Annotated in this window: 20 protein-coding genes, 1 tRNA gene and 1 pseudogene; 11 read left to right on the top strand and 11 right to left on the bottom strand. The window is 41.0% G+C overall.

Annotated elements, in window-relative coordinates:
• Positions 1 to 368: 368 nt before the first annotated feature.
• The gene (locus tag IQ211_RS03365) at positions 369 to 1,073 is read left to right on the top strand and encodes a phosphatase PAP2 family protein (RefSeq protein ID WP_189758209.1); all 705 of its coding nucleotides are present in this window, start codon (positions 369 to 371) and stop codon (positions 1,071 to 1,073) included.
• A gap of 344 nt (positions 1,074 to 1,417) precedes the next feature.
• A complete protein-coding gene (mepS, locus tag IQ211_RS03370; RefSeq protein ID WP_189758208.1) occupies positions 1,418 to 2,005 on the top strand; it encodes a bifunctional murein DD-endopeptidase/murein LD-carboxypeptidase in 588 nt (195 codons plus the stop codon).
• A gap of 78 nt (positions 2,006 to 2,083) precedes the next feature.
• Here mepS and IQ211_RS03375 read toward each other — a convergent pair whose 3' ends face one another.
• From IQ211_RS03375 to rsuA, 3 genes are all read right to left on the bottom strand, one after another.
• Positions 2,084 to 2,428, bottom strand: coding sequence for a YejG family protein (locus IQ211_RS03375; RefSeq protein WP_189758207.1), 345 nt, complete (start codon positions 2,426 to 2,428; stop codon positions 2,084 to 2,086).
• A 615-nt stretch (positions 2,429 to 3,043) separates the two neighbouring features.
• The gene (locus IQ211_RS03380) at positions 3,044 to 4,234 is read right to left on the bottom strand and encodes a Bcr/CflA family multidrug efflux MFS transporter (protein ID WP_189758206.1); all 1,191 of its coding nucleotides are present in this window, start codon (positions 4,232 to 4,234) and stop codon (positions 3,044 to 3,046) included.
• Positions 4,235 to 4,267: 33 nt separating this feature from the next.
• Positions 4,268 to 4,975: a 16S rRNA pseudouridine(516) synthase RsuA gene (rsuA, locus tag IQ211_RS03385; RefSeq protein WP_189758205.1), complete on the bottom strand. Its 708-nt coding sequence runs from the start codon at positions 4,973 to 4,975 to the stop codon at positions 4,268 to 4,270.
• Positions 4,976 to 5,245: 270 nt separating this feature from the next.
• Between rsuA and radD the strand changes: the two genes are divergently transcribed.
• On the top strand, positions 5,246 to 7,003 hold the full coding sequence (gene radD / locus IQ211_RS03390) for a DNA repair helicase RadD (RefSeq protein ID WP_189758262.1): 1,758 nt from the start codon (positions 5,246 to 5,248) through the stop codon (positions 7,001 to 7,003).
• Positions 7,004 to 7,181: 178 nt separating this feature from the next.
• Complete coding sequence (rplY, locus tag IQ211_RS03395) at positions 7,182 to 7,463, top strand: 50S ribosomal protein L25 (protein WP_047679702.1); 282 nt, start codon at positions 7,182 to 7,184, stop codon at positions 7,461 to 7,463.
• Positions 7,464 to 7,544: 81 nt separating this feature from the next.
• Here rplY and yejK read toward each other — a convergent pair whose 3' ends face one another.
• Positions 7,545 to 8,549, bottom strand: a complete 1,005-nt coding sequence (gene yejK / locus IQ211_RS03400) for a nucleoid-associated protein YejK (protein WP_189758204.1) — start codon at positions 8,547 to 8,549, stop codon at positions 7,545 to 7,547.
• A 276-nt stretch (positions 8,550 to 8,825) separates the two neighbouring features.
• On the opposite strand from yejK, the gene IQ211_RS03405 reads away from it, so the two are divergent.
• The 3 genes from IQ211_RS03405 (at position 8,826) to IQ211_RS03415 (ending at position 10,976) form a co-directional block, all read left to right on the top strand.
• A complete protein-coding gene (locus tag IQ211_RS03405) occupies positions 8,826 to 9,053 on the top strand; it encodes a YejL family protein (RefSeq protein ID WP_045971370.1) in 228 nt (75 codons plus the stop codon).
• Positions 9,054 to 9,084: 31 nt separating this feature from the next.
• Entirely contained in the window at positions 9,085 to 10,824 is a 1,740-nt protein-coding gene (gene yejM / locus IQ211_RS03410) for an LPS biosynthesis-modulating metalloenzyme YejM (RefSeq protein WP_189758203.1), read from the top strand.
• 75 nt (positions 10,825 to 10,899) lie between these two features.
• Positions 10,900 to 10,976 (top strand) — tRNA-Pro (locus tag IQ211_RS03415).
• A 332-nt stretch (positions 10,977 to 11,308) separates the two neighbouring features.
• Here the strand turns inward: IQ211_RS03415 and IQ211_RS03420 are convergent.
• Positions 11,309 to 11,758: pseudogene (locus IQ211_RS03420) on the bottom strand (AAC(3) family N-acetyltransferase); the annotation flags it as partial.
• Positions 11,759 to 12,198: 440 nt separating this feature from the next.
• Between IQ211_RS03420 and IQ211_RS03425 the strand changes: the two are divergent.
• Positions 12,199 to 12,792 carry a lytic polysaccharide monooxygenase gene (locus IQ211_RS03425; protein ID WP_189758202.1) on the top strand — a complete coding sequence of 198 codons (594 nt, stop codon included), beginning with the start codon at positions 12,199 to 12,201 and terminating at the stop codon, positions 12,790 to 12,792.
• 247 nt (positions 12,793 to 13,039) lie between these two features.
• Positions 13,040 to 13,435 carry a VOC family protein gene (locus IQ211_RS03430; RefSeq protein WP_189758201.1) on the top strand — a complete coding sequence of 132 codons (396 nt, stop codon included), beginning with the start codon at positions 13,040 to 13,042 and terminating at the stop codon, positions 13,433 to 13,435.
• A 222-nt stretch (positions 13,436 to 13,657) separates the two neighbouring features.
• On the opposite strand, the gene IQ211_RS03435 is transcribed toward IQ211_RS03430, so the two are convergent.
• The gene (locus IQ211_RS03435) at positions 13,658 to 14,092 is read right to left on the bottom strand and encodes a lysozyme (protein WP_189758200.1); all 435 of its coding nucleotides are present in this window, start codon (positions 14,090 to 14,092) and stop codon (positions 13,658 to 13,660) included.
• A 729-nt stretch (positions 14,093 to 14,821) separates the two neighbouring features.
• Here IQ211_RS03435 and IQ211_RS20070 point away from each other — a divergent pair.
• Entirely contained in the window at positions 14,822 to 15,163 is a 342-nt protein-coding gene (locus IQ211_RS20070; RefSeq protein WP_420497532.1) for a DUF6693 family protein, read from the top strand.
• 153 nt (positions 15,164 to 15,316) lie between these two features.
• Here IQ211_RS20070 and IQ211_RS03440 read toward each other — a convergent pair whose 3' ends face one another.
• The 5 genes from IQ211_RS03440 to ubiG all read right to left on the bottom strand — a co-directional run bounded on the left by IQ211_RS03440 (position 15,317) and on the right by ubiG (position 21,241).
• The gene (locus tag IQ211_RS03440) at positions 15,317 to 16,090 is read right to left on the bottom strand and encodes an N-acetylmuramoyl-L-alanine amidase (RefSeq protein WP_189758199.1); all 774 of its coding nucleotides are present in this window, start codon (positions 16,088 to 16,090) and stop codon (positions 15,317 to 15,319) included.
• 284 nt (positions 16,091 to 16,374) lie between these two features.
• Positions 16,375 to 16,641, bottom strand: coding sequence for a class I ribonucleotide reductase maintenance protein YfaE (gene yfaE / locus IQ211_RS03445; protein WP_047769355.1), 267 nt, complete (start codon positions 16,639 to 16,641; stop codon positions 16,375 to 16,377).
• Between the two features lies 1 nt (position 16,642).
• Positions 16,643 to 17,773, bottom strand: coding sequence for a class Ia ribonucleoside-diphosphate reductase subunit beta (gene nrdB / locus IQ211_RS03450; protein WP_189758198.1), 1,131 nt, complete (start codon positions 17,771 to 17,773; stop codon positions 16,643 to 16,645).
• Between the two features lie 12 nt (positions 17,774 to 17,785).
• A complete protein-coding gene (gene nrdA / locus IQ211_RS03455; protein WP_189758197.1) occupies positions 17,786 to 20,077 on the bottom strand; it encodes a class 1a ribonucleoside-diphosphate reductase subunit alpha in 2,292 nt (763 codons plus the stop codon).
• 429 nt (positions 20,078 to 20,506) lie between these two features.
• Complete coding sequence (ubiG, locus tag IQ211_RS03460) at positions 20,507 to 21,241, bottom strand: bifunctional 2-polyprenyl-6-hydroxyphenol methylase/3-demethylubiquinol 3-O-methyltransferase UbiG (RefSeq protein ID WP_189758196.1); 735 nt, start codon at positions 21,239 to 21,241, stop codon at positions 20,507 to 20,509.
• A 209-nt stretch (positions 21,242 to 21,450) separates the two neighbouring features.
• Between ubiG and gyrA the strand changes: the two genes are divergently transcribed.
• Positions 21,451 to 24,075, top strand: a complete 2,625-nt coding sequence (gene gyrA / locus IQ211_RS03465; protein WP_189758195.1) for a DNA topoisomerase (ATP-hydrolyzing) subunit A — start codon at positions 21,451 to 21,453, stop codon at positions 24,073 to 24,075.
• Positions 24,076 to 24,187 lie beyond the last annotated feature (112 nt).

Raw genomic sequence — 24,187 nt, forward strand, 5'->3', positions numbered from 1 at the left:
TTTAATAATAGTCAGGTGCTGACATTGCATCAAATATATATTATCGGTACTGCCGTAGTGATTTAGCTATTTTTCCGATATCATAAATCTATTTACATATTTGATAACAATAAAGTTTAGTGGTGAACTATACCAATCTAACTTCAAGATGTGTGTGATTTCTCCGCGCGAAGCGGGGAGATATCAGGTTTCATAGCGTGTTGTAAATTGCAACCTGATGTTTAATACGTATATACAAATATACTGATATAGTTATCTCTTAACCACAGCATCTGATGGTGATTACGCTTTCTCATAAATTTTGTTATAGTCCTTTCCCAAGTTAATCTGTCTACCAAGCTCCACTTTACGTGTTAAATAGGTATCTCATGACTCGCAGTCACCCGTTCGCTATATTTATTCTCAATATCCTTGGAATTGCTCTGTTCCTCTCATGGTACTTGCCTGAGAATCACGGTTTTTGGTTCCACATTGATTCTACTATTTTTTATTTTTTCAATGAAAAATTATTACCCGATTCGAAATTTTCCCTATTTGTCGCTATCGCGAATGTCAGGGCATTCGATGTCATATCACTTTTATGCATGGGCTTACTTTATTACAGCGCGTTTCGCAAACAAGACTACGCCGGCAAGCGCCGACTTTTCATGATTGGGTTAGTAATGCTGATCTCTGCCATTATCATTAATCAAATAGGCCATCAAATCCCCGTCAGCCGTCCAAGTCCAACGCTGACATTTGAAAATGTTAATCGCATCAACGAAATGACCAGTTGGCATACAAAAGACTCCTCTAAAGACAGTTTCCCTGGTGATCACGGATTAATGCTCTTAATTTTCAGCAGCTTTATTCTGCGTTATATTTCCCGCAGTGCATTCTGCATTGCTCTACTGATTACGGTTGCTTTTGCTCTTCCCCGTGTTATGGCAGGTGCACACTGGTTTACAGATATTGCAGTAGGCTCTTTATCTCTAACGTTGATCGGCATGAGCTGGATATTACTCACCCCATTAAGTGATATGATGGCAACATGGCTAGACAAAAAATTACCGCATATTAGACGCGATAATTAAACTCATAATATTGAGGAGATGCCTGTTATCTCCTCAATATCACCTCATATTCAGCAAAGCTGTATAAAATGGCAACAAACCATTCTAACCTATTAGTTCCTAATCCAATTTTTTGTAAAGAACTCTTTTTGTCTCTCGCTTTTTACTCATGATTTCAGTAATCTTTCCTGCATCCTGTTTATTAAAATAATATGTTTTGTAAAGACAATAATAAAATGTGTTGCTTCGCACACTTTCATGGACAGGAAATTTGTTAATTCACCCTATTTTGACTAGGCTTTAGAACATTTAGTGTTTTCATGGTGGTGAAAGTCACGTTAAGGACTGCAAGGAAAAATCAATAAATGGTTCAATCTAAACCAACACTGAGATACATCTTGCGGCTGATACCCGCAATCATAGCGGCAGCAACACTGACCGCATGTAGTTCACCAGATTCTAACCTACGCAATAAACAAACTGAGACGCATGCAGTAAACACTGGAAAGCATTATTTACTGCAAGCATCTCAGGATGAATTTGAAACTCTGGTCAACAAGTTAGATATTAAGTCTAAGATACTCAATCAATACGCTGACTGGAAAGGTGTAGCCTATCGGTTAGGTGGAAACACCAAACGCGGTATCGATTGTTCCGCTTTTGTGCAACGTACTTTTCATGATCAATTTGGTATGGAGTTACCACGTTCCACATTAGAACAACAAAATATAGGACAAACCGTGAGTCGCTCTAAATTACGGGCTGGTGACTTGGTACTGTTTAAGACAGGAGTTCGCAGGCGCCATGTCGGTATCTACATCGGCAATAATCAATTTGTCCATGCTTCAACCAGTAATGGGGTTATCGTTTCCAAATTGACCGATACTTACTGGAGTAAACGCTACTATGGAGCCAGACGAGTGTTATCAGATAACATAAAAACCTCGGTTTGACGGACACCTAACGTATCTTTCCTTGCAGACATTAAAAAACGCTTCCATTTAAGAAGCGTTTTTTATCAATGGGTAAAATCATAGTGGGTACAGCGCAGTTATATTTTCTGCAATTGCAGCACCTAATGTCTTCAAACGACATATCACTGCACTCTCATCTTCCTTAGCAAAAAACAAACAGGGTTCTCTCTCCCACTCAATCACAGCACTCGGTATCTGCATATCAGCAATAGACTGATTAATAACATGCAAAATTTCCCGTGCTTTTTCACCCTCATGGCTTAATAATTTCAGCCCCATTAGGCTATTTCCTAAATCTGTCTCTTCTGCTGGTAAAATCTCAACTTTTGTACCAACGAAGCCAGTTGACCACCGATAACTTTGCGGCAGTCTGTGTACTACCGAAAGTTGGATATTATTCACGTATCATTCCTATCAGAAACAACATTAATACATCTAACCACCAGCTGTAGATTATCGATTCGTCAAAACCGAATAACCACCCAACAAAAAAGTAAATAAAAGGTTAAAATAAAAATCGTGTTACCGCACTTACTTCACTTCCTGCTTTAAAAAAAGTGCGACCCAGCTCGCATTTTATATATATTTATACTGTTTAGGTAAAAAATTCAACTTATTTTTATGCAAAACAGCAACCTTTAATTCAAGATTTATTTACATATTTGTTTCTTTCAAATGTTACTGAGTGCCAATAGAACCACAATCTTTTTATTTACAATAGGTTAAATAATGACAACCCTATAACCTTCCATAGACATAAAGCCATTATTAGAAATTAACAAAAAAGCAACATTTCAGCGTTAGCCGGATATGATAGTATTAAAAATTTCCTCCATTTTTTGATGATTGCTCGATATTTCCTGTTTATCAGATTAATCAATAACCCTCTAAAGGCTCAAAGCACTTTAGGAAAAACACTTAAAAAAAGGCCATCCCCTATTGGCAGATGGCCTTTAAAAACATTTTATGCCTGAACTTGATTATTCTCAGAACACAACACTTTATTTATGATGCTGATTATTTATACGATTCACTACGTGCATAGATAATAAGCATCATTGCTAATGTCACACATAATGCCATTGAGCCTACCATCGGCCAGGCATTCTCCTCAGGCAGTAGAGACAAAATAGCGCCCACCGATGCAGCGATGCTAAAACGGATGGTTCCTGCCAGTGAAGAAACTGTTCCGGCCATGTGGGGATAATCGTCCAACACAACAGCCATCGTGTTAGACGTAATCATGGAAATTCCGCTGATATAAATGGCAACTCCCATAACCAGAGAAATAAATCCCAGATCAAACAAGGTGCTAAACAATAGCCATAATCCCACGACAAATTGAATAAACAGCCCAATATGCAACATTTTTAATGGGCCATATTTGCGTACACACTGACTGTTGATAGTTGCCATGATGAACAGAAAAATAATATTCAGCCCGAAATAGTAACCAAAATGCTGCGCAGGTACACCGTTCAATTTGATGTATACAAATGCCCCAACACTGAGAAAAGAGAACATTCCAGCAAAGGAAAAACCACTCGCTAAGATGTAACAGAGTACCTGGCGTTGCCGAAACAGCATGACGAACTGTCTTACAGTAGTTTTTAAGTTAAATTTCTGCCTTTTCTCTTTAGGTAATGTCTCTTCTATGAAGAGAGCCACCAGGGTAACAGTAATGACTGCAACCAAGGCTATCGACCAGAAAATAGCATGCCAGTTAAACCATACCATCAACATCCCACCCAACATGGGAGCCAATAACGGGGCGATGATCATCACCAATGTGACAAAAGACATGCTGCGGGAAAACTCCTCTTTTGTGAATCTATCACGCATCAAAGCGTTGATGACAACACCGGCAGCCGCAGCAGAAAATCCATGTAAGAAACGCATGGAAATAAAGGTATCAATATCTTGCGCTAAAGCACATGCAGCAGAAGAGATAGCAAAAACAATGACACCTCCCAAAATGACTGGCTTACGTCCTAAACTATCCGACATTGGCCCATAAATCATTTGCCCAATAGCAAAACCCAAAATATAGCTACTCAACGTCATCTGTACCAAACCATCACTGACACCAAAACTCTCAGCGATCGTTGGCATACTCGGCAAATACATATCAATTGCCAATGGCATTAACATAGAAAGCAAACCAAGGATCAAGACTAATCCCAAATAGGACGAACGCTGTTGTTGCACGCAGTTACTCCTGAATCAATTGAAGGATAAAAATTAAGGGGTTGGCATTTGTATGCTGTTGATCTCATTATCAGTCAGCGCCCGATATTCTCCTGGCTCTAATGCCGGATCGAGATAAATTTCGCCGATTCGCTCCCGATGAAGCGCAACAACATGATTTCCCACTGCGGCAAACATGCGTTTTACTTGGTGATAACGTCCTTCGCTAATAGTCAAACGAACACGTTGAGGCTCGATAATTTCCATTTGTGCGGGTTTTGTTAGTGTTTTTTCCCCATTTAACTGCACCCCTGCCAGAAATTTTTGCTCAGTATCCCCAGAGACTGGATGTTCCAATGTCACAAGATAAGTTTTTTCGCAGTGATGTTTAGGGGATGTAATACGGTGTGACCATTGACCATCATCAGTCAACAAAACCAACCCTGTCGTATCGATATCCAAACGCCCTGCTGAATGTAATTTATGAGCAACAGGCTCATCGATAAAATACAAAATTGTCGGGTTTGCAGGATCATCTGTCGAACATACATATCCCTGGGGTTTATTCAGCATGAAATAACGTGGACCATTGAGTTGTTGCAATATCGTGCCATCATAGGCAACTTGCTGATCAGGCTTCAATTTATAGGCTCCTGTTTTGATGATCTCATCATCGACAGTGACTAGCCCTGCCCGCAACTCGCGCCCCACATCGTTGCGGCTAATACCTAATTGTTGTGATAAAAATTTATCCAATCGCATGAATAGATGTACCTGACAAAAATAAACACAGATGAACATGTCCTTGATATTATGAACAACCTCAAGGCCACTATTGGGATACAAGATTAAACAGATAATTTATAGAAAAATCATCACGCCAGTAACTATATCAACAATAAGTTACACGTTATAGCCCACCTGATCCTAGAAAAATAATGATGCATGATTTCTCAACGGCAGGCTTCAAAGAAAAATGTTATTCTCTACCGTAATTATCTTTTACCTGATATTTGTGACAGTAACATAAAAATGGCTTTTACTTTACGTCCTTATCAACAAGAAGCGGTAGACGCAACCATTCGCTATTTTCGCCAGCACAGAGATCCCGCCGTTATTGTTTTACCAACAGGGGCAGGTAAAAGCCTTGTCATCGCAGAATTGGCAAAGCTGGCCCATGGTCGTGTTTTGGTTTTGGCACATGTCAAAGAACTTGTTGCGCAGAATCACAGCAAATATTGTGCTTATGGATTGGATGCAGATATTTTTTCCGCAGGGCTAAATCAAAAACAAAGTACAGGAAAAGTGGTTTTTGGCAGTATTCAGTCTATTGCCCGCAACCTGGATTGCTTTGACCACCATTTTTCACTGCTAATCATCGATGAATGCCACCGCATCAGTGATGACGAAAACAGCCAATACCAACAAATTATCCAACAACTTCGAAAAAACAATCCCCAAATCCGCATCTTGGGTTTAACCGCAACACCTTATCGTCTTAGTGCTGGCTGGATATATCAATATCATTATCATGGCATGATCCGTGGTGATGAACGTAGTTTCTTTCGCGATTGTATTTATGATCTTCCATTGCGTTATATGATTAAGCATCATTTTCTGGTTTCTCCAGAAAGATTGGACATGCCTGTAATGCAATATGATTTCAGTCAGGTACGAACCAGTCAGCAAGGGATATTCAATGAAGCGGAATTAAATCGGGAGCTTAAACGCCAAAAGCGTATCACTCCTCATATCATTAGACAGATCATTGAATATGCACAAAATCGAAAAGGTGTGATGATTTTCGCCGCGACAGTCGAACATGCCAAAGAAATCTTCCAATTGCTGCCGACAGGACAAGCCGCATTAGTCAGCGCAGATACCCCACCATCTGAACGGGATCACTTAATTACGGCATTCAAAGAACAGCAACTCCGCTATATGGTCAATGTTGCCGTACTCACAACAGGATTCGATGCTCCCCATGTTGATTTAATCGCCATATTGCGCCCAACAGAATCGATCAGTCTTTATCAGCAGATCGTCGGGCGCGGCTTACGTTTATTTCCTGACAAAAAAGATTGCTTGATTTTAGACTATGCAGGCAATCCCCACGATCTTTACACACCTGAAATCGGTAACAGTAAACCCAACTCACAAAGCCAGCCCGTTCAGGTATTTTGCCCTATCTGTCAATTTGCTAATACTTTCTGGGGGATATGCACGACAGATGGAGAGATCGTTGAGCATTTTGGGCGACGCTGCCAAGGTTGGGAAGAAGACGAAAATGGGAAACGTCAACAATGTGATTTTCGTTTTCGTTTTAAGTCATGCCCCCATTGTGGTGCAGAAAACGATATCGCGGCCCGACGCTGTCATCGTTGTGAAGAAGTGCTCGTCGATCCCGATGATATGCTGAAAGCCGCTCTAAAACTAAAAGATGCCCTGGTGCTACGTTGTGGTGGTATGCAATTAACACCAGGTCACGACAATAAAGGAGAATGGCTAAAAATCACCTATTACGATGAAGATGGTGCGGACGTATCTGAATTGTTCCGTTTATCGACCTCAGCCCAAAAGAAAGTATTTGAACTGCAATTCCTTCGCCAACATCAACGTGCACCAGGAACCGTTTTTCACTGGAGAGCAGCGGCAGACGTTGCTAATCAATTTTCTTTATTGCGTCATCCTGATTTTGTTGTCGCGCGTAAAAAAGGGCAATTTTGGCAAATTAGAGAAAAGATTTTTGACTACCAAGGGCGATTTAGACGGGCTGATGATTTGTACTAAATATGTCAGATAGATCATCCACTGACTCACTGGAAAGCATATTTATATTTGCTGTCATATCGGTTTTTCGCTAGAATGCCGCCCGCTTAGCGTAATAATACATGTTAAGCCAAGTATCGAACCTGCTGCTGGGTCGCCTGTAGCAGGATTTATTTTCTTCTTTTACAGAGAAAAAATAATGTTAACTATTAATGCAGAAGTACGTAAAGAGCAGGGCAAAGGTGCGAGCCGCCGCCTGCGTAGAGCTAACAAGTTTCCAGCAATCATCTATGGTGGTAACCAAGAGCCAGTTTCTATCGAACTGGATCACGATGCAGTTATCAACCACGAAAGCAAACCAGAATTTTACGAAGTTCTGACTCTGGTTGTTGATGGTAAAGAAACTAAAGTTAAAGTGCAGGCAGTACAGCGTCATCCGTTTAAACCTAAACTGACGCACATCGATTTCCTGCGTGCTTAATTAGCCACAGTCGAGCTTTTATCGGGACGCCGAGTAAATAACGCCGCAATTGCGGCGTTATTTATTTTTACAGCGGCTAATCTAGCGATTACCACCATGGCGTTGCAGTTGATCGCGCAGATTCGGGGGTGTTCCCTTGATCGTCAATGTATCTGTGACTGGGTCCCAAAAAATGCGTTCTCCCATCAACATAGCATCAAAGTTAATGGTTAATCCTCCACCACTACCGGCAAATTTTGTTAGTTGGCGTAACGTTCCGCGATCAGCAGGAAAGCTTTCTTCCAATTCATAGCCCTTTTCCTGCGAAAATTGCTGAAAGTTTTGCTCACCCAGCGCGGGTAACTCTTGGGAGAGTTCTTGTAACTTAATCTCTTCGCCCGCCTGTAACTGTTCATTACAGTAACCATAAACTTGCTGACGATAAGCCTGACGTTCATTTTTATCTAACTGTGCCGACTCACAATAATCATCTAAAGCCTGCAGCAAACCTTTATTTTGAACTTTGGCATTCATACCTTCACTGGCGGCGAGAAAATCCATAAAAAAGTCTGAAACCTTGCGCCCTACCCGTCCTTTTAAAAAAGTCAGATAGCGGCTGGATTCAGGATTGGTTTCCCATTCAGTTAGATCGATTCTTGCAATGATATCAGCATGGGGAATATCAAGATATTGTGTTGTATTTACATCAAGTTCATCATTGACGGATGTGCTATTACAGCTGTTAAGAACAGCAATCAGCAAATATTCCACGGCAAGATAACGATATTGGCAAAACAACACCGTTCCCCCTTCGGCAAACGGATACTTCGCCAGCTCATCTTTTAAGCGAACAGTTGCAGCCCGACTAAAACCGAGAAAATCATCATCTCCTTTACGTAGATGACGGAGTGATCCCGCCAGCTCACTTTCTTCATTGAACAAACCGTAAGCTTTACTTTTCGCGCTGTATACACGATGCAACTCTGCCATCATCTCTTCAACCACTTGGTTGGTATCCAGCAAAGCATCACGCAAAATCACTTCCAACGTCTGTTCATCACGTTTAATCAACCGATGTAACGCGATCTGGGTAATTTCCAGACTCATTATTTATACTCCTTTGCAGCGTTGACCATATAGGGCCGTGCGGTTAGCGGCGTATTCAAACATCGTTATCTTTCTGCTGCAACCAAAAACCCAATTGGCAAAAATATTCGCCATTTAATTGCCAACATCCTGCATATCAAAGATTAAAATGATGCTGCAATATTCAATATTGGCAACAACTCCGGCAACAGAGAGTTAATTTGTCATAAAAAAAGCAGAAAATCCCCCCTCTATACGGTAATATATGGGGCTTTGTACATTCAGGATTTTTGATTTATGCCACAGTCATCTCGCTATAGCGATGAAAAAGTTGAACATTTATTAACTGAATTAGTAAATGTTTTCGAGAAAGACCATACTCCAACTGACCTAACCTTGATGGTTTTGGGTAATATGGTAACAAATTTGATCAATACGAGTATTGCTCCTGCCCAACGCAGACATATCGCAGACTCGTTTGCACACGCGTTGCAATCTTCAATCAACGAAGATAAAGCGCATTAATCTTTATTTAACACGTTGACGTAAAGAAAATATGGTGACTAGCTGTCAGCATTACCGCGAAAAAGTTTCTCAGATGATCAGTTGGGGACACTGGTTCGCACTGTTCAACATTATGTTCAGTCTTGTGCTGGGCAGTCGCTATCTATTTGCATCTGATTGGCCGGGTTCACTGTTTGGTCGCATCTACGCGCTGGTCAGTTGGCTTGGCCATTTCAGTTTCATTGTCTTTGCCATCTATTTACTTATTCTATTTCCGCTGACATTTATCGTTATGTCTCAGCGGCTAATGAGGTTTCTTTCGGCCACGTTGGCAACAGCAAGTTTAACGCTACTGATATTTGATTCCTCCATCTATGTTCGCTTTCATTTGCATTTAACTCCACTGGTTTGGGATTTAGTCACCAACCCAGAACAAGGTGAATTAGCAAGAGAATGGCAACTGATGTTTATCTGTATTCCTTTGATTTTTCTAATACAGATGCTTTTCGGCACATGGAGTTGGCAAAAGTTACGTAGCCTGAACCGTCAACGATTTGGTAAGCCACTGGCTGCAGTATTCATTACTGCTTTTGTCGCTTCACACCTCATGTACATCTGGGCAGATGCTAATTTCTACCGCCCGATTACCATGCAACGCTCAAACTTACCCATTTCTTATCCAATGACCGCCCGCAAGTTCCTTGAAAGACATGGCCTATTGGATCAGCAAGAATTTCAACGCCGCGTTAATCAACAAGGCAATCCCACCGCCTTGAGTGTCAATTATCCGCTGAATAATTTATCTTATCAGGACACTGGGCGCGGTTATAACTTACTTCTGCTTGTCGTGGATGGTCTGGATCATCAAGACATTACCCATGATATGCCAACTCTGGAACATTTCGCGCAGAACAATATCCAGTTCACTCAGCATTTCAGTACCGGTATTCAAGATGACACGGCATTATTTGGTTTATTCTATGGCATATCATCAGGCTATTTGGACGGCATTCTTAACGCCAGAAAATCCTCAGCACTTATTGATGCCCTGACACATCAAGGGTATCAATTTGGCCTTTTTTCTTCAGATGGATTTCAGACACCACTTTATAGCCAGGCCATACTGACCGACTATTCATTGCCAGAAGCTAAAAGACAAAATGATGACGTGACAGTGACGCAATGGAGCCAATGGTTAGATCTGCGCAATGATTCCACACCTTGGTTCTCATTTCTGGATATTAACGGCTTTGTACCTTCGTCCGGAAAATTTGATAAGAAAGCGCTGGATACTGAAATCAGCCATGTTTTAGAAGTCCTGAAAACTAAAGGCGCCTTAGATAAAACAATCATTGTGATTACAGCTAAACAGAGTAAAGACACAGCAGGTAACAGTGCAAAATGGTTTACGGGTGATAAATTCAATCGTGAACAGCTCCATGTCCCCCTTCTAATTCAGTGGCCAGGCACTCCAGCACAGACTATCGATAAGTTGACTAGCCATCAAGATATCATGACAACCTTAATGCGCCGTTTATTGCACGTTACTAATTCTCCTGAAGATTATTCCCAGGGTGAAGATCTTTTTAATGCCCAAAGAGAAAATCCATGGCTTATTACAGGCGATAACGGTTCATTAATTGTTACAATGGCCCAAAATACTGTCTATTTCTCCAAAGATGGAGACTATCATCTGTATGATTTAGATGGTAATGAAATTCAGGATGCCAAACCAAACTTCGCCCAGTTATTACAAATATTAACGGAAGTGAAACGATTTTTAGCAAACTAATCGTTTAAAAATCAATCGCTCACTAAATTAGGGGCTTGCTTTGCAAATAAAAAACGGTAATATAAGGGAAGTCATCGGCATGTAGCGCAGCTTGGTAGCGCACCGTCATGGGGTGTCGGGGGTCGTAGGTTCAAATCCTATCATGCCGACCAAATTTCCCTAGAAAAACCAACCTGTTATGGTTGGTTTTTTTATGTCTGGAATTTGCTCTTGGTAAAATTCTGGTACAATGGCCGATGGAAATTTCACATTAAAATTTATTAAAATAATTGCTTATTTATTCTTTTCTATACGAATAAAACTTCAAGTTGTAATTTACAACGTTATATGAAACGTGATTTCTCTCCGCTTCGCGGAGAAAAATCACACGCATCCTGATGTTAGATTGGTATATACATTTTCAGAACCCAAAGACGCTGCATTTGATCAAAAAAAGATGTTGTCAGGTGAGTTTGTAGACGTTGATATATTTTTTGAATTGATTTTACGACCGATAACTCTCCATCCAATGTACGGCATAATCCAATATCTCTTTAGCAGGCACAAATAGTGTATTAGCCGCTCCAATAGTGCCTTTAATAATAACCTCTGAATGTTCATGACAAAAATGTTCAACGATATCTTTAAAATAATCTTGATTAAATCGTTCACAAACAGGATCTACAGTATCAAATTCCTCTAACATCACCCATTCTACTTGGTTATCTTGCAATAGTGGGATCTCCATTTTCCTAATACGCTTGTTGGGAATATTTGCTAAATGTTCAGCATGATGCAAAAGACTCATGGTTTCATATGGAGCGCCAATCATAAGAATTTTTCCCTGACACTCTACCAATTTTGCAAATGGTGAATCATTGCCATAGCCATAATCTAATGAATGATTCGCTACGAAATACTCAGCATTATTCCCAATAGCGACGACAGAAGCACCAGGGTTTTGGCTTTAATCATATATCTAACCCTATGTTGATTTTATTACCTTCACTCTTTGTTTAGGTTTGGTTTATTGCATATTCTTCCATTTGGGACTACCTTATATGTGTGTACTCAAATCCTACTTGTTTAGTACACCCTCATTTGCTTCTTATTTCGCTCTTCCCCTCCCTAGATTCAGGGAGGGATTTTTATCGTTGAAAATTTTATAAAAAAATATTTTCCTACTATCTGTAATCGCCTCAGAGTCAACGGTAATTATATCTTTCTGGCATACCTCTATCATAAATTAAGTATTTATAATTAACTAATTTTGTTATAAATATTCCTGTGCATTTCCTTTATAAGAAATTTAAATTTCATTAATGATTAACATAATAATAAGAAAGTAAATTCACTTATTTTACAGTTAAGTAAGGAAAAAATAGGAAATTCATCATGAATATTAAAAAGTCTCTACTTTTAGTGGGATTGACAGCCTTTGGTGCTATCCCATTCTCTAGTATTGCTGATCCAGATCACAATCATGGATATATCGACACACCACCAAGCAGGGCACTTTTATGCAAAAAAAATATCAATAAAAACTGCGGGCCTGTCACGTATGAACCACAATCGGTTGAAGGCCCCAAAGGATTCCCACAAGGCGGACCACCGGACGGACAAATCGCTAGTGGTGGTGTCGGTCAGTTCAAACAACTCAATGAACAAAGTACAGACCGCTGGCATCACGTTACTATCAATAAAGGAATTAACCAATTTAAATGGACAATAACAGCCCGGCATAGCACCACTTCATGGCAATTCTATATTACCAAGCCTGACTGGGATCCAAACAAACCTCTAACGCGTGCTCAATTTGATCTAAAACCCTTCTGTGAGCGCTTTGATGATGGAAAAAGGCCAGGCCAAATTGTCTCATTGAATTGTGATATTCCTGATCGCTCAGGCTATCATGTTATTCTCGGCGTGTGGACAATTGCTGATACTACCAATGCTTTCTATCAAGTTATTGATGTTGATATTAAATAATATTTTTAATTAAACTGACATTTTATTTATACTAATTTTCTTTCAAGATGCGTCTTATATCTCCCTGCTACGTGGGGGGATATAAAGAATCACATTGATTTGCAAGCTGCAATTTGAAGTTGGATTGGTATAAGATATTATATGAGCACAAAAAGTGCTGGAAAGTAACCAGCACTTTTTTCTAAAAAATGGAGATACTTTTCAGGTAAGCTATATTTACCTAACACAGCCCTACTCATAGGAAAATATGAAAAAATCAACTATTCTTAGAATTGCCAGACCAACAGATAATCTTACTAAAATTGCAGAAATGTATCGTCGTGGCTTAGATTTTATCACACTAGGAGAATTTAAAGATCACGATGGTTTTGATGGTATCATGTTAGGACATCCCAACCACTCCTGGCATCTTGAATTCACTCATCACCACAATACACATGTTGGTAAAGCCCCAACTAAAGATAATTTATTAGTATTTTATATAGAAGATGAACTTGAATGGCAAGAGCATGTAAAATCAATGCAAAATGCCGGGTTTATTCTCGTTCCTTCTTATAATCCTTATTGGGATAAGAACGGAAAAACGTTCGAAGATATCGATGGTTATCGTGTTGTATTACAACATGGTACTTCAGAAATTTAGTTATTTATTTTACGGTTGATTATTTATTCATTAGGCTATTAGTAATAATCTGATTAGACTTCGATACACATTAAACTTCAAGTTGCAATTTACACGATATGAAACCTGATTTCTCCCCGCTTCGCAGGGAGAAATTACACGCACCTTGAAGTTAGATTGGTATATTTTTTATTTCTGATAGCCTAAAAAAATCACCATAACCATCATGTTTATTTGATCATGTTACGACAAAAATGTTTTCTGCTCAGATTCTCTTCGCATACGCAAAGCTGCTACCGCTTTCCCATCGGCATGATCCCATTTCACAAACTCCTTTGCTGCACTTTGGTAATCACCTGTATTCAATTTTTTCAATAATGTTGAATGAGCAAAATTACCGATCCCTAAATTGAAAATAAACGAGCATAATGCATCAAATTGTCCTTGTGTTAGAGGTACTTTCACTAATTGCTGAATGGCGGCATAAACCGGGATAAGATCTTGATGTAAATATTCCTCAGCCTGTTGCATAGTTATCACTTGTCCAGGCTCTACTCCTTTCGTATGACCATATCCAATTGTCCACGGCTCTGCGCCAGTGACAGGATCTGGATACGCTTTCAATTTCAATCCTTCGTAATTTTTAAGTTTATTAATGCCGTCTTCACTGATTTTCATTCATTTTTCCCGCTACCAGATTGAACACCAACGTTATTTTTGGTCTAAAAAACAATCCAGAGATCAAGTGTAGATGAAAAAACAATCAGCAAAGCTACAATTACACTGAGCGATAAAGCCTCTACAAAAAATCAAATAAAAAATAATACGTTAAATATCAATAAATTATTATTTAATACAAAAATTTTTTAATTTTTAAAAAAATATTTTAATAAATACCTTGACTCTTTTGCTTTTGAGCATAAAATTCTCCTCAGAATTTAGATTTTCGTGAAGTAAATCACAATTTATAACCCGCAAAGGAAATCATCATGAAATCTGTAAAATCTTTCCTCTCAAACGTACACTGCGTTGTTATCCGGTTATCAGCAACTCGTTTTATGTAAGAGCTGCTACAATATAAAAACAAGCCAGCCGAAAACTGGCTTTTTTATCGTCACTATAGCCCTAAGATAAATGCTTTCTTGCCTGTTTCATTATTTACAGGCTGTCCATTGAACTTCTGTTCCGAAAAATTTGTCTTATATGCCTAATAAATTTCAAGTCGCAATACTGCGCCAAGGCAACATCCTTCAGTAGCTTAGATAACAGCCAATTTATTGAATATGTTATCAGGCGGGAGAACAGCCAACAAAGCGGCAACCTGTAAAAGCAAAATGAAGGCATAGTGTTCATGAAATGTCTATACTGACTGGCTTGCCGTATTTATCTAAACATCAGGAGAATTCGATGGACTTTCGCAGTCTGAAGTTAAAATCAGAATTAGGGATACTTGAGATTATTTTACATCTCGTCATCTGGTTCCTGATTATTTTATTGACATTAGGGTTAGGTGCCTTCGTGTTTCCCTACTATATGACTCGATTTATCATTAGTAAAACACATGTTATCGATCGAGATAGCGGACAAATTATAGGCAAATTAAATTGTGAGATTAATTTAGTCCAAATAATTGGATATGTTGTGATTTGGGCTATTCTCTCTTTTATTACATTTGGTCTTTTATATTTTGTCTATCTTTACAAAATCATAGCGCATTGCATTAATCATACACGTGTGATCTCTGCATAAACGCATTAAACTTCAAGTTGCAATTTACAACATGATATGAAACCTGATTTCTCCCCGCTTCGTGGGGAGAAACAATGAGCTATATTGTCTTATACTCGATAAACTCCAAATTGCAACCCAATTAATGAGCTGCAATTTGATATCCATCAGAAATCAGGATTTATTATCAACGTATTTTTCAACCAAGGCATATAAAATGGCGATGGTTTCTATATCTGGTACACCGTCATAATATGACGAACGGAAGTGCATTTGAAATGCTTTAATTAAAGATTGAAAATTTTCTTCTTTTTCTGCCCCAGTGATGTCATACCCATAACGCCTGAACTTTTCTAAAATCTTGGCGACATCAGGCAGACAATGCCCGAATTGTTCAATATATTTTTGCTTAGTTTCTTCGTCATACCATGCTCCAATTCCCGCATCATATAATTCTTTCCACGGGAAATATGGACCTGGATCGGTTTTTCTTTGCCATGCAATATCTGAATGCCCTACAACATGAGTCGGTTTAATATCCGGGTAACGTTGTAAGATATTAGTAGCTAGTTCTTTGATTGCAGTAATTTGATCAGGATGATAAGGAGGGAAAGTAAATACACCGCCATCATCACTCGCCTCATTCACAATCTCAATACCTATGGATGTGTCATTCAGCCCTTCTCGCCCGTCCCAGCTACTTATTCCTGCATGCCAGGCCCTTTCAAGTTCATCAACCAAATTGAATATGCGAACTTTATCAAATCCAGCAGTCTGGTAAGTCGGATCATCTGGGTTTGGGATTAAATAGTGAGCACTGACAAGATCCCCGGTCAATGCCCGAATAGATTTCTCAAAGTTCAAAGCAGTATAGTGCATAACTAAAAAGCGGGAACGTCTGTTAAAACTTTTGGTTGAACGATATGAATTATAATCAATTTTATACATCATTGTTCTCCTTCATTTGTTTTGATGTGTGTTCTAATCCGCTGTTACCAACAGCATAAAAGGAACAAACATAGCAATAAAGGTTTTGTTTGTTTATTTATTTATTTTGGAACATCGTGAAGAAGACAAGCGGGAATAGGGACATACCGTCGCGATGAGCGATATGTCCACAACGCATTAAACTTCAAGTTGCAATTTACAACACAATATGAAACCTGATTTCTCCTCGCTTCGTGGGGAGAAATCACACGCATCTTGAAGTTAGATTGGTATGTTAAGGAAAATTACGGCTCAATTTCAATATCTGTCAGTGGATAACAGCTACAGGGTAAAATTTCACCTTCATTAACAAATGCCAGTGGCTTACAAGGATATCCAACCTTCCCTTTCACCAGGCGAACACGACAAGAACCGCAATATCCTTGCCGGCATTGATATTCAAGCTGAACTTTGCCGTGTTCCAGTGCTTCCAACAAATTGTCGTGCAAACCAGAAGAGTAATGGATATATAAACCCTGCCGTGACGGCAGGGTAACTTTGTAATCAGCCATATCAGAGTTCGAAACCGCTGAGATCCTCAGTATTGACTTCCGAATCAATCTGACCAACCAGGTAAGAGCTGACTTCAACTTCCTGTGGAGCCACTTGAACATTATCAGAAACCAGCCATGAATTGATCCAAGGGATCGGGTTAGAACGGGTTTCAAATGGTAACTTCAAGCCAACCGCCTGCATACGAATATTAGTAATATATTCAACATACTGGCACAGAATATCTTTGTTCAGGCCGATCATAGAACCATCTTTAAACAAATAATCAGCCCACTCTTTTTCCTGCTCTGCTGCCTGTACAAACAGATCGTAGCACTCTTGTTCACACTCTTTGGCAATTTCCGCCATTTCAGGATCATCCTGACCAGAGCGCAACAGGTTCAACATGTGCTGTGTTCCCGTTAAATGTAAGGCTTCATCACGCGCAATCAGTTTGATAATTTTGGCATTACCTTCCATCAATTCACGTTCAGCAAAAGCAAATGAGCAAGCAAAACTGACATAGAAGCGGATGGCTTCCAGGGCGTTAACACTCATCAAGCATAAGTAAAGTTGCTTTTTCAATTCACGCAGATTAACGGTAATTGTTTTACCTGAAACATCATGCGTTCCTTCACCAAACAGATGGTAATAATTAGTCATTTCGATCAGATCATCGTAATACGCGGAAATGTCTTTGGCGCGTTTTAAAATCTGTTCGTTCTCCACAATATCATCAAATACGATAGCGGGATCGTTCACGATATTACGGATAATATGCGTGTAAGAACGCGAGTGGATCGTTTCTGAAAACGACCATGTTTCAACCCATGTTTCCAATTCAGGAATGGAAATCAATGGCAGAAAAGCCACATTCGGGCTACGGCCTTGAATGGAATCCAATAGCGTTTGGTATTTTAGGTTGCTAATAAAAATATGCTTTTCATGATCTGGCAGCGCGTTATAGTCAATGCGATCACGGGAAACATCCACTTCTTCTGGACGCCAGAAGAAGGAAAGTTGTTTTTCAATCAACTTCTCAAAAATAGGATATTTTTGCTGATCAAAACGCGCCACATTAACAGACTGACCGAAAAACATTGGTTCTTGTAGCTGATCATTTTTTACTTGTGAAAAAGTGGTATAGGACATAGTTTCCTCAAATTAAATCTTACACGCGCCGCCTTCACAATCGGAATCTGCTGACTCAACAACTTCTTCCAGATCACCTTGAACGTCTTCTGCCCCATCACGGGTGTTGTGGTAATACAACGTTTTCACGCCATATTTGTAAGCAAGCAGCAAATCTTTCAGCAATTGGTTCATCGGAACCTTGCCATTAGGGAAACGTGCCGGATCATAATTAGTATTGGCCGAAATCGACTGATCGATAAATTTCTGCATGATCCCTACCAACTGTAGGTAGCCATCGTTGCTCGGCATTTGCCACAGCAGCTCGTAAGCACCTTTCAGAAGCTCGTAATCTGGTACAACCTGACGCAAAATGCCGTCTTTGGATGCTTTCACACTGATATAACCACGTGGTGGTTCAATGCCATTGGTCGCATTAGAAATCTGCGAAGAAGTCTCTGATGGCATCAATGCAGACAATGTTGAGTTACGCAGGCCGTATTGTTGAATGTCACGGCGCAAAGCTTCCCAATCCATGTGCAAAGGCTCGCTGGTCAAGGTATCCAGTGTCTTTTTATAAGTATCAATCGGCAAAATACCTTGTGCATAAGTGGTTTCACCAAACCACGGACAAGCTCCTTTCTCTTTCGCCAGTTCATTTGAAGCTCTTAGCAGGTAATATTGAATCGCTTCAAACGTTTTGTGAGTCAGATTGTTAGCGCTGCCATCGGAATAACGTACACCGTGTTTTGCCAGATAATAAGCGAAGTTAATTACGCCAATACCCAGAGTTCGACGCCCCATTGAACCTTGTTTTGCGGCGATAATGGGATAATCTTGATAATCCAGTAAGGCATCCAGTGCACGAACAGCCAACTCCGACAACTCTTCCAATTCACTCAGATTTTCGATGGCGCCCAAATTGAAAGCAGACAGCGTACACAGCGCAATTTCGCCATTTTCATCGTTAATATTGTTCAACGGCTTAGTTGGCAGTGCAATTTCCAAACACAGATTCGATTGACGTACAGGTGCAATAGCCGGATTAAACGGGCTATGGGTATTGCAGTGGTCAACGTTCTGGATGTAAATACGGCCTGTTGAAGCGCGCTCTTGCATCATCAAAGAGAACAGTTCAACCGCTTTAATACTCTCTTTACGGATACTGCTGTCATTTTCATATTGAGTGTACAGACGTTCAAATTCGTCCTGATCTTCAAAGAATGCATCGTACAAGCCCGGAACATCAGACGGGCTGAACAGAGAAATATCTCCGCCTTTAATCAGGCGTTCATACATCAGTTTGTTAACTTGTACACCGTAGTCCATGTGACGAACACGGTTACCTTCAACACCACGGTTGTTCTTCAGTACCAGCAAGCTTTCAACTTCCAGATGCCAAAGCGGATAGAACAGTGTTGCGGCACCGCCACGCACACCACCCTGGGAACAAGATTTCACCGCAGTCTGGAAATGTTTGTAGAATGGGATACAACCCGTGTGGAAAGCTTCACCACCACGAATTGGGCTACCCAATGCACGGATGCGACCGGCATTTACGCCAATGCCAGCACGCTGGGAAACATATTTAACAATCGCGCTGGAGGTCGCATTGATAGAATCCAGGCTGTCACCACACTCAATCAGGACACAAGAACTAAATTGGCGAGTGGGTGTGCGAACCCCCGCCATGATTGGCGTTGGCAGTGAAATTTTAAAAGTAGACACTGCATCATAGAAACGACGGATATAGTCCAAACGCGTTTCTTTTGGATACGTGGAAAACAGGCACGCAGCAACCAGCATGTAGAGGAACTGGGCACTTTCATAAATTTCGCCAGTCACACGGTTTTGTACTAAATACTTCCCTTCCAGTTGCTTGACCGCTGCATAAGAGAAATCCATATCACGCAAATGATCAATAAAACTGTCCATTTGCTCAAACTCTTCTTTGGCATAGTCTTCCAGCAAATGTTTGTCATATTTACCCAGGTTGACCATTTTTACGACATGATCATACAGTGCAGGTGGCTCAAACTGACCATAGGCTTTTTTACGCAGGTGAAAAATAGCCAAGCGTGCTGCCAGATACTGATAATCTGGAGCATCACCGGAGATCAAGTCAGCCGCAGCTTTGATCATAGTTTCATGGATATCCGATGTTTTGATGCCATCGTAAAATTGAATCTGGGAACGCAGTTCTACTTGTGACACTGAGACATTTTTCAGACCTTCAGCAGCCCAGGCAACAACCCGGTGAATTTTATCAAGATCAATTTGTTCTTTATGTCCATCACGTTTGGTAACTAGCAGACTCTGGTTCATGGGGAAATACACCTTCTCTCTTTTCGTATCCCGCCTATATTGTTCCTTGACCTCTTGACAGCACGATGCCCCCAAGATGGCTGAAGGCCAGTTGGGGCTTAGCTACAATTCACTATTGTTTTGCTACTGCTTATTGCGACTTGCTACTACATACTGACTACATCACAAGTTGCTACAACAAGATGACAAGAAACACAATATATAGGGGGTAATTAAAACGGTAATAACAAGATAATGTTATTTTCGGGTTTTATCAAGTGTACAAGATCGAGAAGTTTTGTGGATAACTTGAGGATTAATTTTGGTAAAAAGCCGATAACCTGCGTAGTTACTTGATGTTACTTTCATAAGGCTATCGGCGAAACAGGGAAAATAAAATCTTAAAAATAATATTTAGTTGCTGTTTTATTAATCCCTTAACTGTCTTTGTCAGACAGATCGAGTATGTAGCATATAATTCACGTCTACATTATGTCCAAGCCGAAATTTGTCTGTTAACGGATTGTAATGTAAACCAATAATATGTTGCTCTTTCAGAGTAGTCTTATCAATCCAACTGATCAGTTCAGAAGGTCGAATAAATTTTTTCGCATCATGTGTTCCTTTTGGCACCATGTTCAATATATATTCAGCGCCAACAACTGCCATCAACCAGGCTTTGCGGTTGCGGTTAATCGTTGAAAAGAACACATGACCACCAGGTTTGACTAATTTGGCACAGGCATGGACTACAGACTCTGGATCTGGCACATGTTCAAGCATTTCCAGGCAAGTCACGACATCATAAGCATGTTGGTGTTGTTCTGCGTGACTTTCTACTGTTTCCTGAACATAAGCAACGGAAACACCGGACTCCAATGCATGCAAACGGGCAACTTGCAGGGGTTCAAACCCCATATCCAACCCTGTCACTGTCGCACCTTCACGCGCCATGCTTTCCGACAAGATACCGCCACCACATCCAACATCCAGCACTTTTTTGCCAAAAAGGCCGTCAGCATGTTGCAAAATGTAGTTTAAACGCAGAGGGTTGATACGGTGCAATGGCTTGAATTCGCCTTCAAGATCCCACCAACGAGAGGCAACGGCTTCAAATTTTTCGATTTCCTGCTGATCCACATTAGCATGGGATTGAATGTGTGAATCGGGAGTTTTGACGTTCATCAGCAATATCGCTCCTAGGAACTGCTTCACAGCAAACTGGTTCACAGCAAACTGGTTCACAGAAAATGTAACAGTATTATGGGGATGTGTGATAGAAAACTATTATACATGCCTTAATCTTGAAATACCCGTGTCAGATTTTTATAAAACTGCCATTTTGTGGTATAATTCTAAGCCTTTGAATTCGGAGTATGAGGGACAGTGGCTCCATGAGCGACATTGCCAGAGAAATCACACCGGTCAATATCGAAGAAGAGCTGAAAAGCTCGTATTTGGATTATGCGATGTCCGTTATTGTTGGACGCGCACTGCCAGATGTTCGGGACGGACTGAAGCCAGTACACCGCCGCGTACTTTTCGCGATGAATGTATTGGGAAATGATTGGAATAAACCTTATAAAAAATCTGCCCGCGTTGTTGGGGATGTTATCGGTAAATACCATCCACATGGTGACAGCGCTGTTTATGACACGATTGTTCGTCTGGCACAACCATTCTCCATGCGCTATATGCTGGTTGACGGTCAGGGGAACTTTGGATCAGTAGATGGGGATTCTGCGGCAGCGATGCGTTATACCGAAGTACGCATGGCAAAAATTGCCCATGAATTGCTGGCAGACCTGGAAAAAGAAACTGTCGACTTTGTGCCCAACTATGATGGCACAGAACAAATTCCCGAGGTAATGCCAACTCGTATCCCCAATTTACTGGTGAATGGTTCATCAGGGATTGCTGTCGGTATGGCAACCAACATTCCACCTCATAACTTATCTGAGGTGATCGATGGGTGCCTGGCTTATATTGATGATGAAAATATCAGCATCGAAGGTTTGATGGAGTATATCCCAGGCCCGGACTTCCCAACGGCTGCCATTATCAACGGACGCCGTGGTATTCAGGAAGCCTACCGTACAGGCCGTGGTAAAATTTATATCCGCGCCCGCGCAGAAATTGAAACTGATGAGAAAAATGGCCGCGAAACCATTATCGTCAATGAAATCCCCTATCAGGTCAACAAAGCCCGCCTGATCGAAAAGATAGCTGAACTGGTCAAAGAGAAGCGCATTGAGGGGATCAGTGCACTGCGTGATGAATCCGATAAAGATGGTATGCGCATCGTTATCGAAGTAAAACGTGATGCTGTTGGTGAAGTTGTCCTAAATAACCTGTATTCACTGACTCAATTACAGGTTTCATTTGGTATCAATATGGTTGCCCTGCATCAAGGACAGCCTAAGTTACTTAACCTGAAAGACATTCTTTCTGCTTTTGTTTGCCACCGCCGTGAAGTCGTTACACGCCGGACAATTTTCGAACTGCGCAAAGCGCGTGAACGCGCCCATATCCTTGAAGCATTGGCTGTTGCCCTGGCGAATATCGATCCTGTTATCGAATTGATCCGCAGAGCCTCCACGCCTGCTGAAGCGAAAGCCAGCTTGATTTCCCAAGCGTGGGAATTGGGTAATGTTGCCTCGATGCTGGAACAAGCGGGTGATGATGCGGCCCGCCCGGAATGGCTGGAACCCGAATACGGCATCCATGACGGTAAATATTACCTGACCGAACAGCAAGCACAGGCTATTTTGGATCTGCGTCTGCAAAAACTGACCGGCCTTGAGCATGAAAAACTGTTAGATGAATATCGTGATCTGCTGAAAGCCATCGCAGAACTGTTGTTCATTTTGGAAAGCCCAGAACGTTTGATGGAAGTCATTCGTGAAGAATTGCTACTTATCAAAGGGCAATATAACGATGCCCGCCGGACTGAGCTGACTGAGAATTCAGCCGATATTAACATTGAAGACTTGATTAATCAGGAAGATGTTGTCGTTACCCTGTCCCATCAAGGATATGTCAAATATCAGCCACTGTCCGATTATGAAGCCCAGCGTCGTGGCGGCAAAGGCAAATCGGCCGCACGTACCAAAGAAGAAGATTTCATTGAGCGCTTACTGGTAGCCAATACCCACGACACTATCCTTTGTTTCTCAAACAAGGGCAAAATGTACTGGATGAAGGTCTATCAATTACCGGAAGCGAGCCGTGGTGCTCGCGGTCGCCCAATTGTCAACCTTCTGCCATTGGATCAGAACGAGCGTATTACCGCTATCTTACCCGTGCGTGAATATGAAGATGGGCTGAATATCTTCATGGCAACAGCCAGTGGTATTGTTAAAAAAACCAAGCTCAGCGAATTCAGCCGTCCACGCAGTGCCGGCATCATTGCCGTGAATCTGAATGAAGGAGATGAACTAATCGGCGTTGACCTGACAGACGGCAGCAATGAAGTCATGCTGTTCTCTGCACAGGGTAAAGTTGTTCGTTTCCTGGAAGAAGAGGAAGAAACACTGGAAGATGGTACTGTTCGCGTAAAAGGTGTACGTGCAATGGGACGCACTGCAACTGGGGTTCGCGGTATCAAACTCAGTGAAGGGGATAAAGTTGTTTCCCTGATCATTCCTCGTGGGCAAGGAGAAATCCTGACTGTCACTGAAAATGGTTATGGCAAGCGCACTGCCGAGGGCGAATATCCGACGAAATCGAGGGCTACCCAAGGGGTTATTTCCATCAAAGTCAGCGAACGTAATGGCAATGTGATTGGCGCAATTCAGGTAGAGCCAACGGATCAGATCATGATGATTACTAATGGAGGAACATTAGTACGCACCCGTGTTTCTGAGGTCAGTGTTGTTGGCCGCAATACGCAAGGTGTCACCCTGATCCGCACAGCCGAAAATGAACAAGTCGTTGGCTTGCAGCGCGTAGCTGAACCAGATGACGATGATGAAAATGACAACATAGCGGCACCTTCTGATGAAGGGAATAACGAATAAAAAGACCGTGAGTTAAAGAGAAGCAGGCACTTAAGTGCCTGCTTTTTTTGTTCAATTTTTTGACAAAGAATGAGCAAGATGCAAATGCTGCTTTGTATTCCCTGCTACACTA

The organism is Xenorhabdus griffiniae, from assembly GCF_015163655.1.
GTDB classification, from domain to species: Bacteria; Pseudomonadota; Gammaproteobacteria; order Enterobacterales; family Enterobacteriaceae; genus Xenorhabdus; species Xenorhabdus griffiniae.

Excerpts from the sequence above, each read along its gene's own strand:
- IQ211_RS03365 (WP_189758209.1), top strand. The coding sequence starts at position 369 with ATGACTCGCAGTCACCCGTTCGCTATATTTATTCTCAATATCCTTGGA.
- nrdB (WP_189758198.1), bottom strand. The coding sequence starts at position 17,773 with ATGTCCTATACCACTTTTTCACAAGTAAAAAATGATCAGCTACAAGAA.
- yfaE (WP_047769355.1), bottom strand. The coding sequence starts at position 16,641 with ATGGCTGATTACAAAGTTACCCTGCCGTCACGGCAGGGTTTATATATC.
- ubiG (WP_189758196.1), bottom strand. The coding sequence starts at position 21,241 with ATGAACGTCAAAACTCCCGATTCACACATTCAATCCCATGCTAATGTG.
- IQ211_RS03440 (WP_189758199.1), bottom strand. The coding sequence starts at position 16,090 with ATGTATAAAATTGATTATAATTCATATCGTTCAACCAAAAGTTTTAAC.
- IQ211_RS03430 (WP_189758201.1), top strand. The coding sequence starts at position 13,040 with ATGAAAAAATCAACTATTCTTAGAATTGCCAGACCAACAGATAATCTT.
- rplY (WP_047679702.1), top strand. The coding sequence starts at position 7,182 with ATGTTAACTATTAATGCAGAAGTACGTAAAGAGCAGGGCAAAGGTGCG.
- gyrA (WP_189758195.1), top strand. The coding sequence starts at position 21,451 with ATGAGCGACATTGCCAGAGAAATCACACCGGTCAATATCGAAGAAGAG.
- IQ211_RS03405 (WP_045971370.1), top strand. The coding sequence starts at position 8,826 with ATGCCACAGTCATCTCGCTATAGCGATGAAAAAGTTGAACATTTATTA.
- rsuA (WP_189758205.1), bottom strand. The coding sequence starts at position 4,975 with ATGCGATTGGATAAATTTTTATCACAACAATTAGGTATTAGCCGCAAC.
- radD (WP_189758262.1), top strand. The coding sequence starts at position 5,246 with ATGGCTTTTACTTTACGTCCTTATCAACAAGAAGCGGTAGACGCAACC.
- IQ211_RS03425 (WP_189758202.1), top strand. The coding sequence starts at position 12,199 with ATGAATATTAAAAAGTCTCTACTTTTAGTGGGATTGACAGCCTTTGGT.
- IQ211_RS03435 (WP_189758200.1), bottom strand. The coding sequence starts at position 14,092 with ATGAAAATCAGTGAAGACGGCATTAATAAACTTAAAAATTACGAAGGA.
- nrdA (WP_189758197.1), bottom strand. The coding sequence starts at position 20,077 with ATGAACCAGAGTCTGCTAGTTACCAAACGTGATGGACATAAAGAACAA.
- yejK (WP_189758204.1), bottom strand. The coding sequence starts at position 8,549 with ATGAGTCTGGAAATTACCCAGATCGCGTTACATCGGTTGATTAAACGT.
- yejM (WP_189758203.1), top strand. The coding sequence starts at position 9,085 with ATGGTGACTAGCTGTCAGCATTACCGCGAAAAAGTTTCTCAGATGATC.
- mepS (WP_189758208.1), top strand. The coding sequence starts at position 1,418 with ATGGTTCAATCTAAACCAACACTGAGATACATCTTGCGGCTGATACCC.
- IQ211_RS20070 (WP_420497532.1), top strand. The coding sequence starts at position 14,822 with ATGGACTTTCGCAGTCTGAAGTTAAAATCAGAATTAGGGATACTTGAG.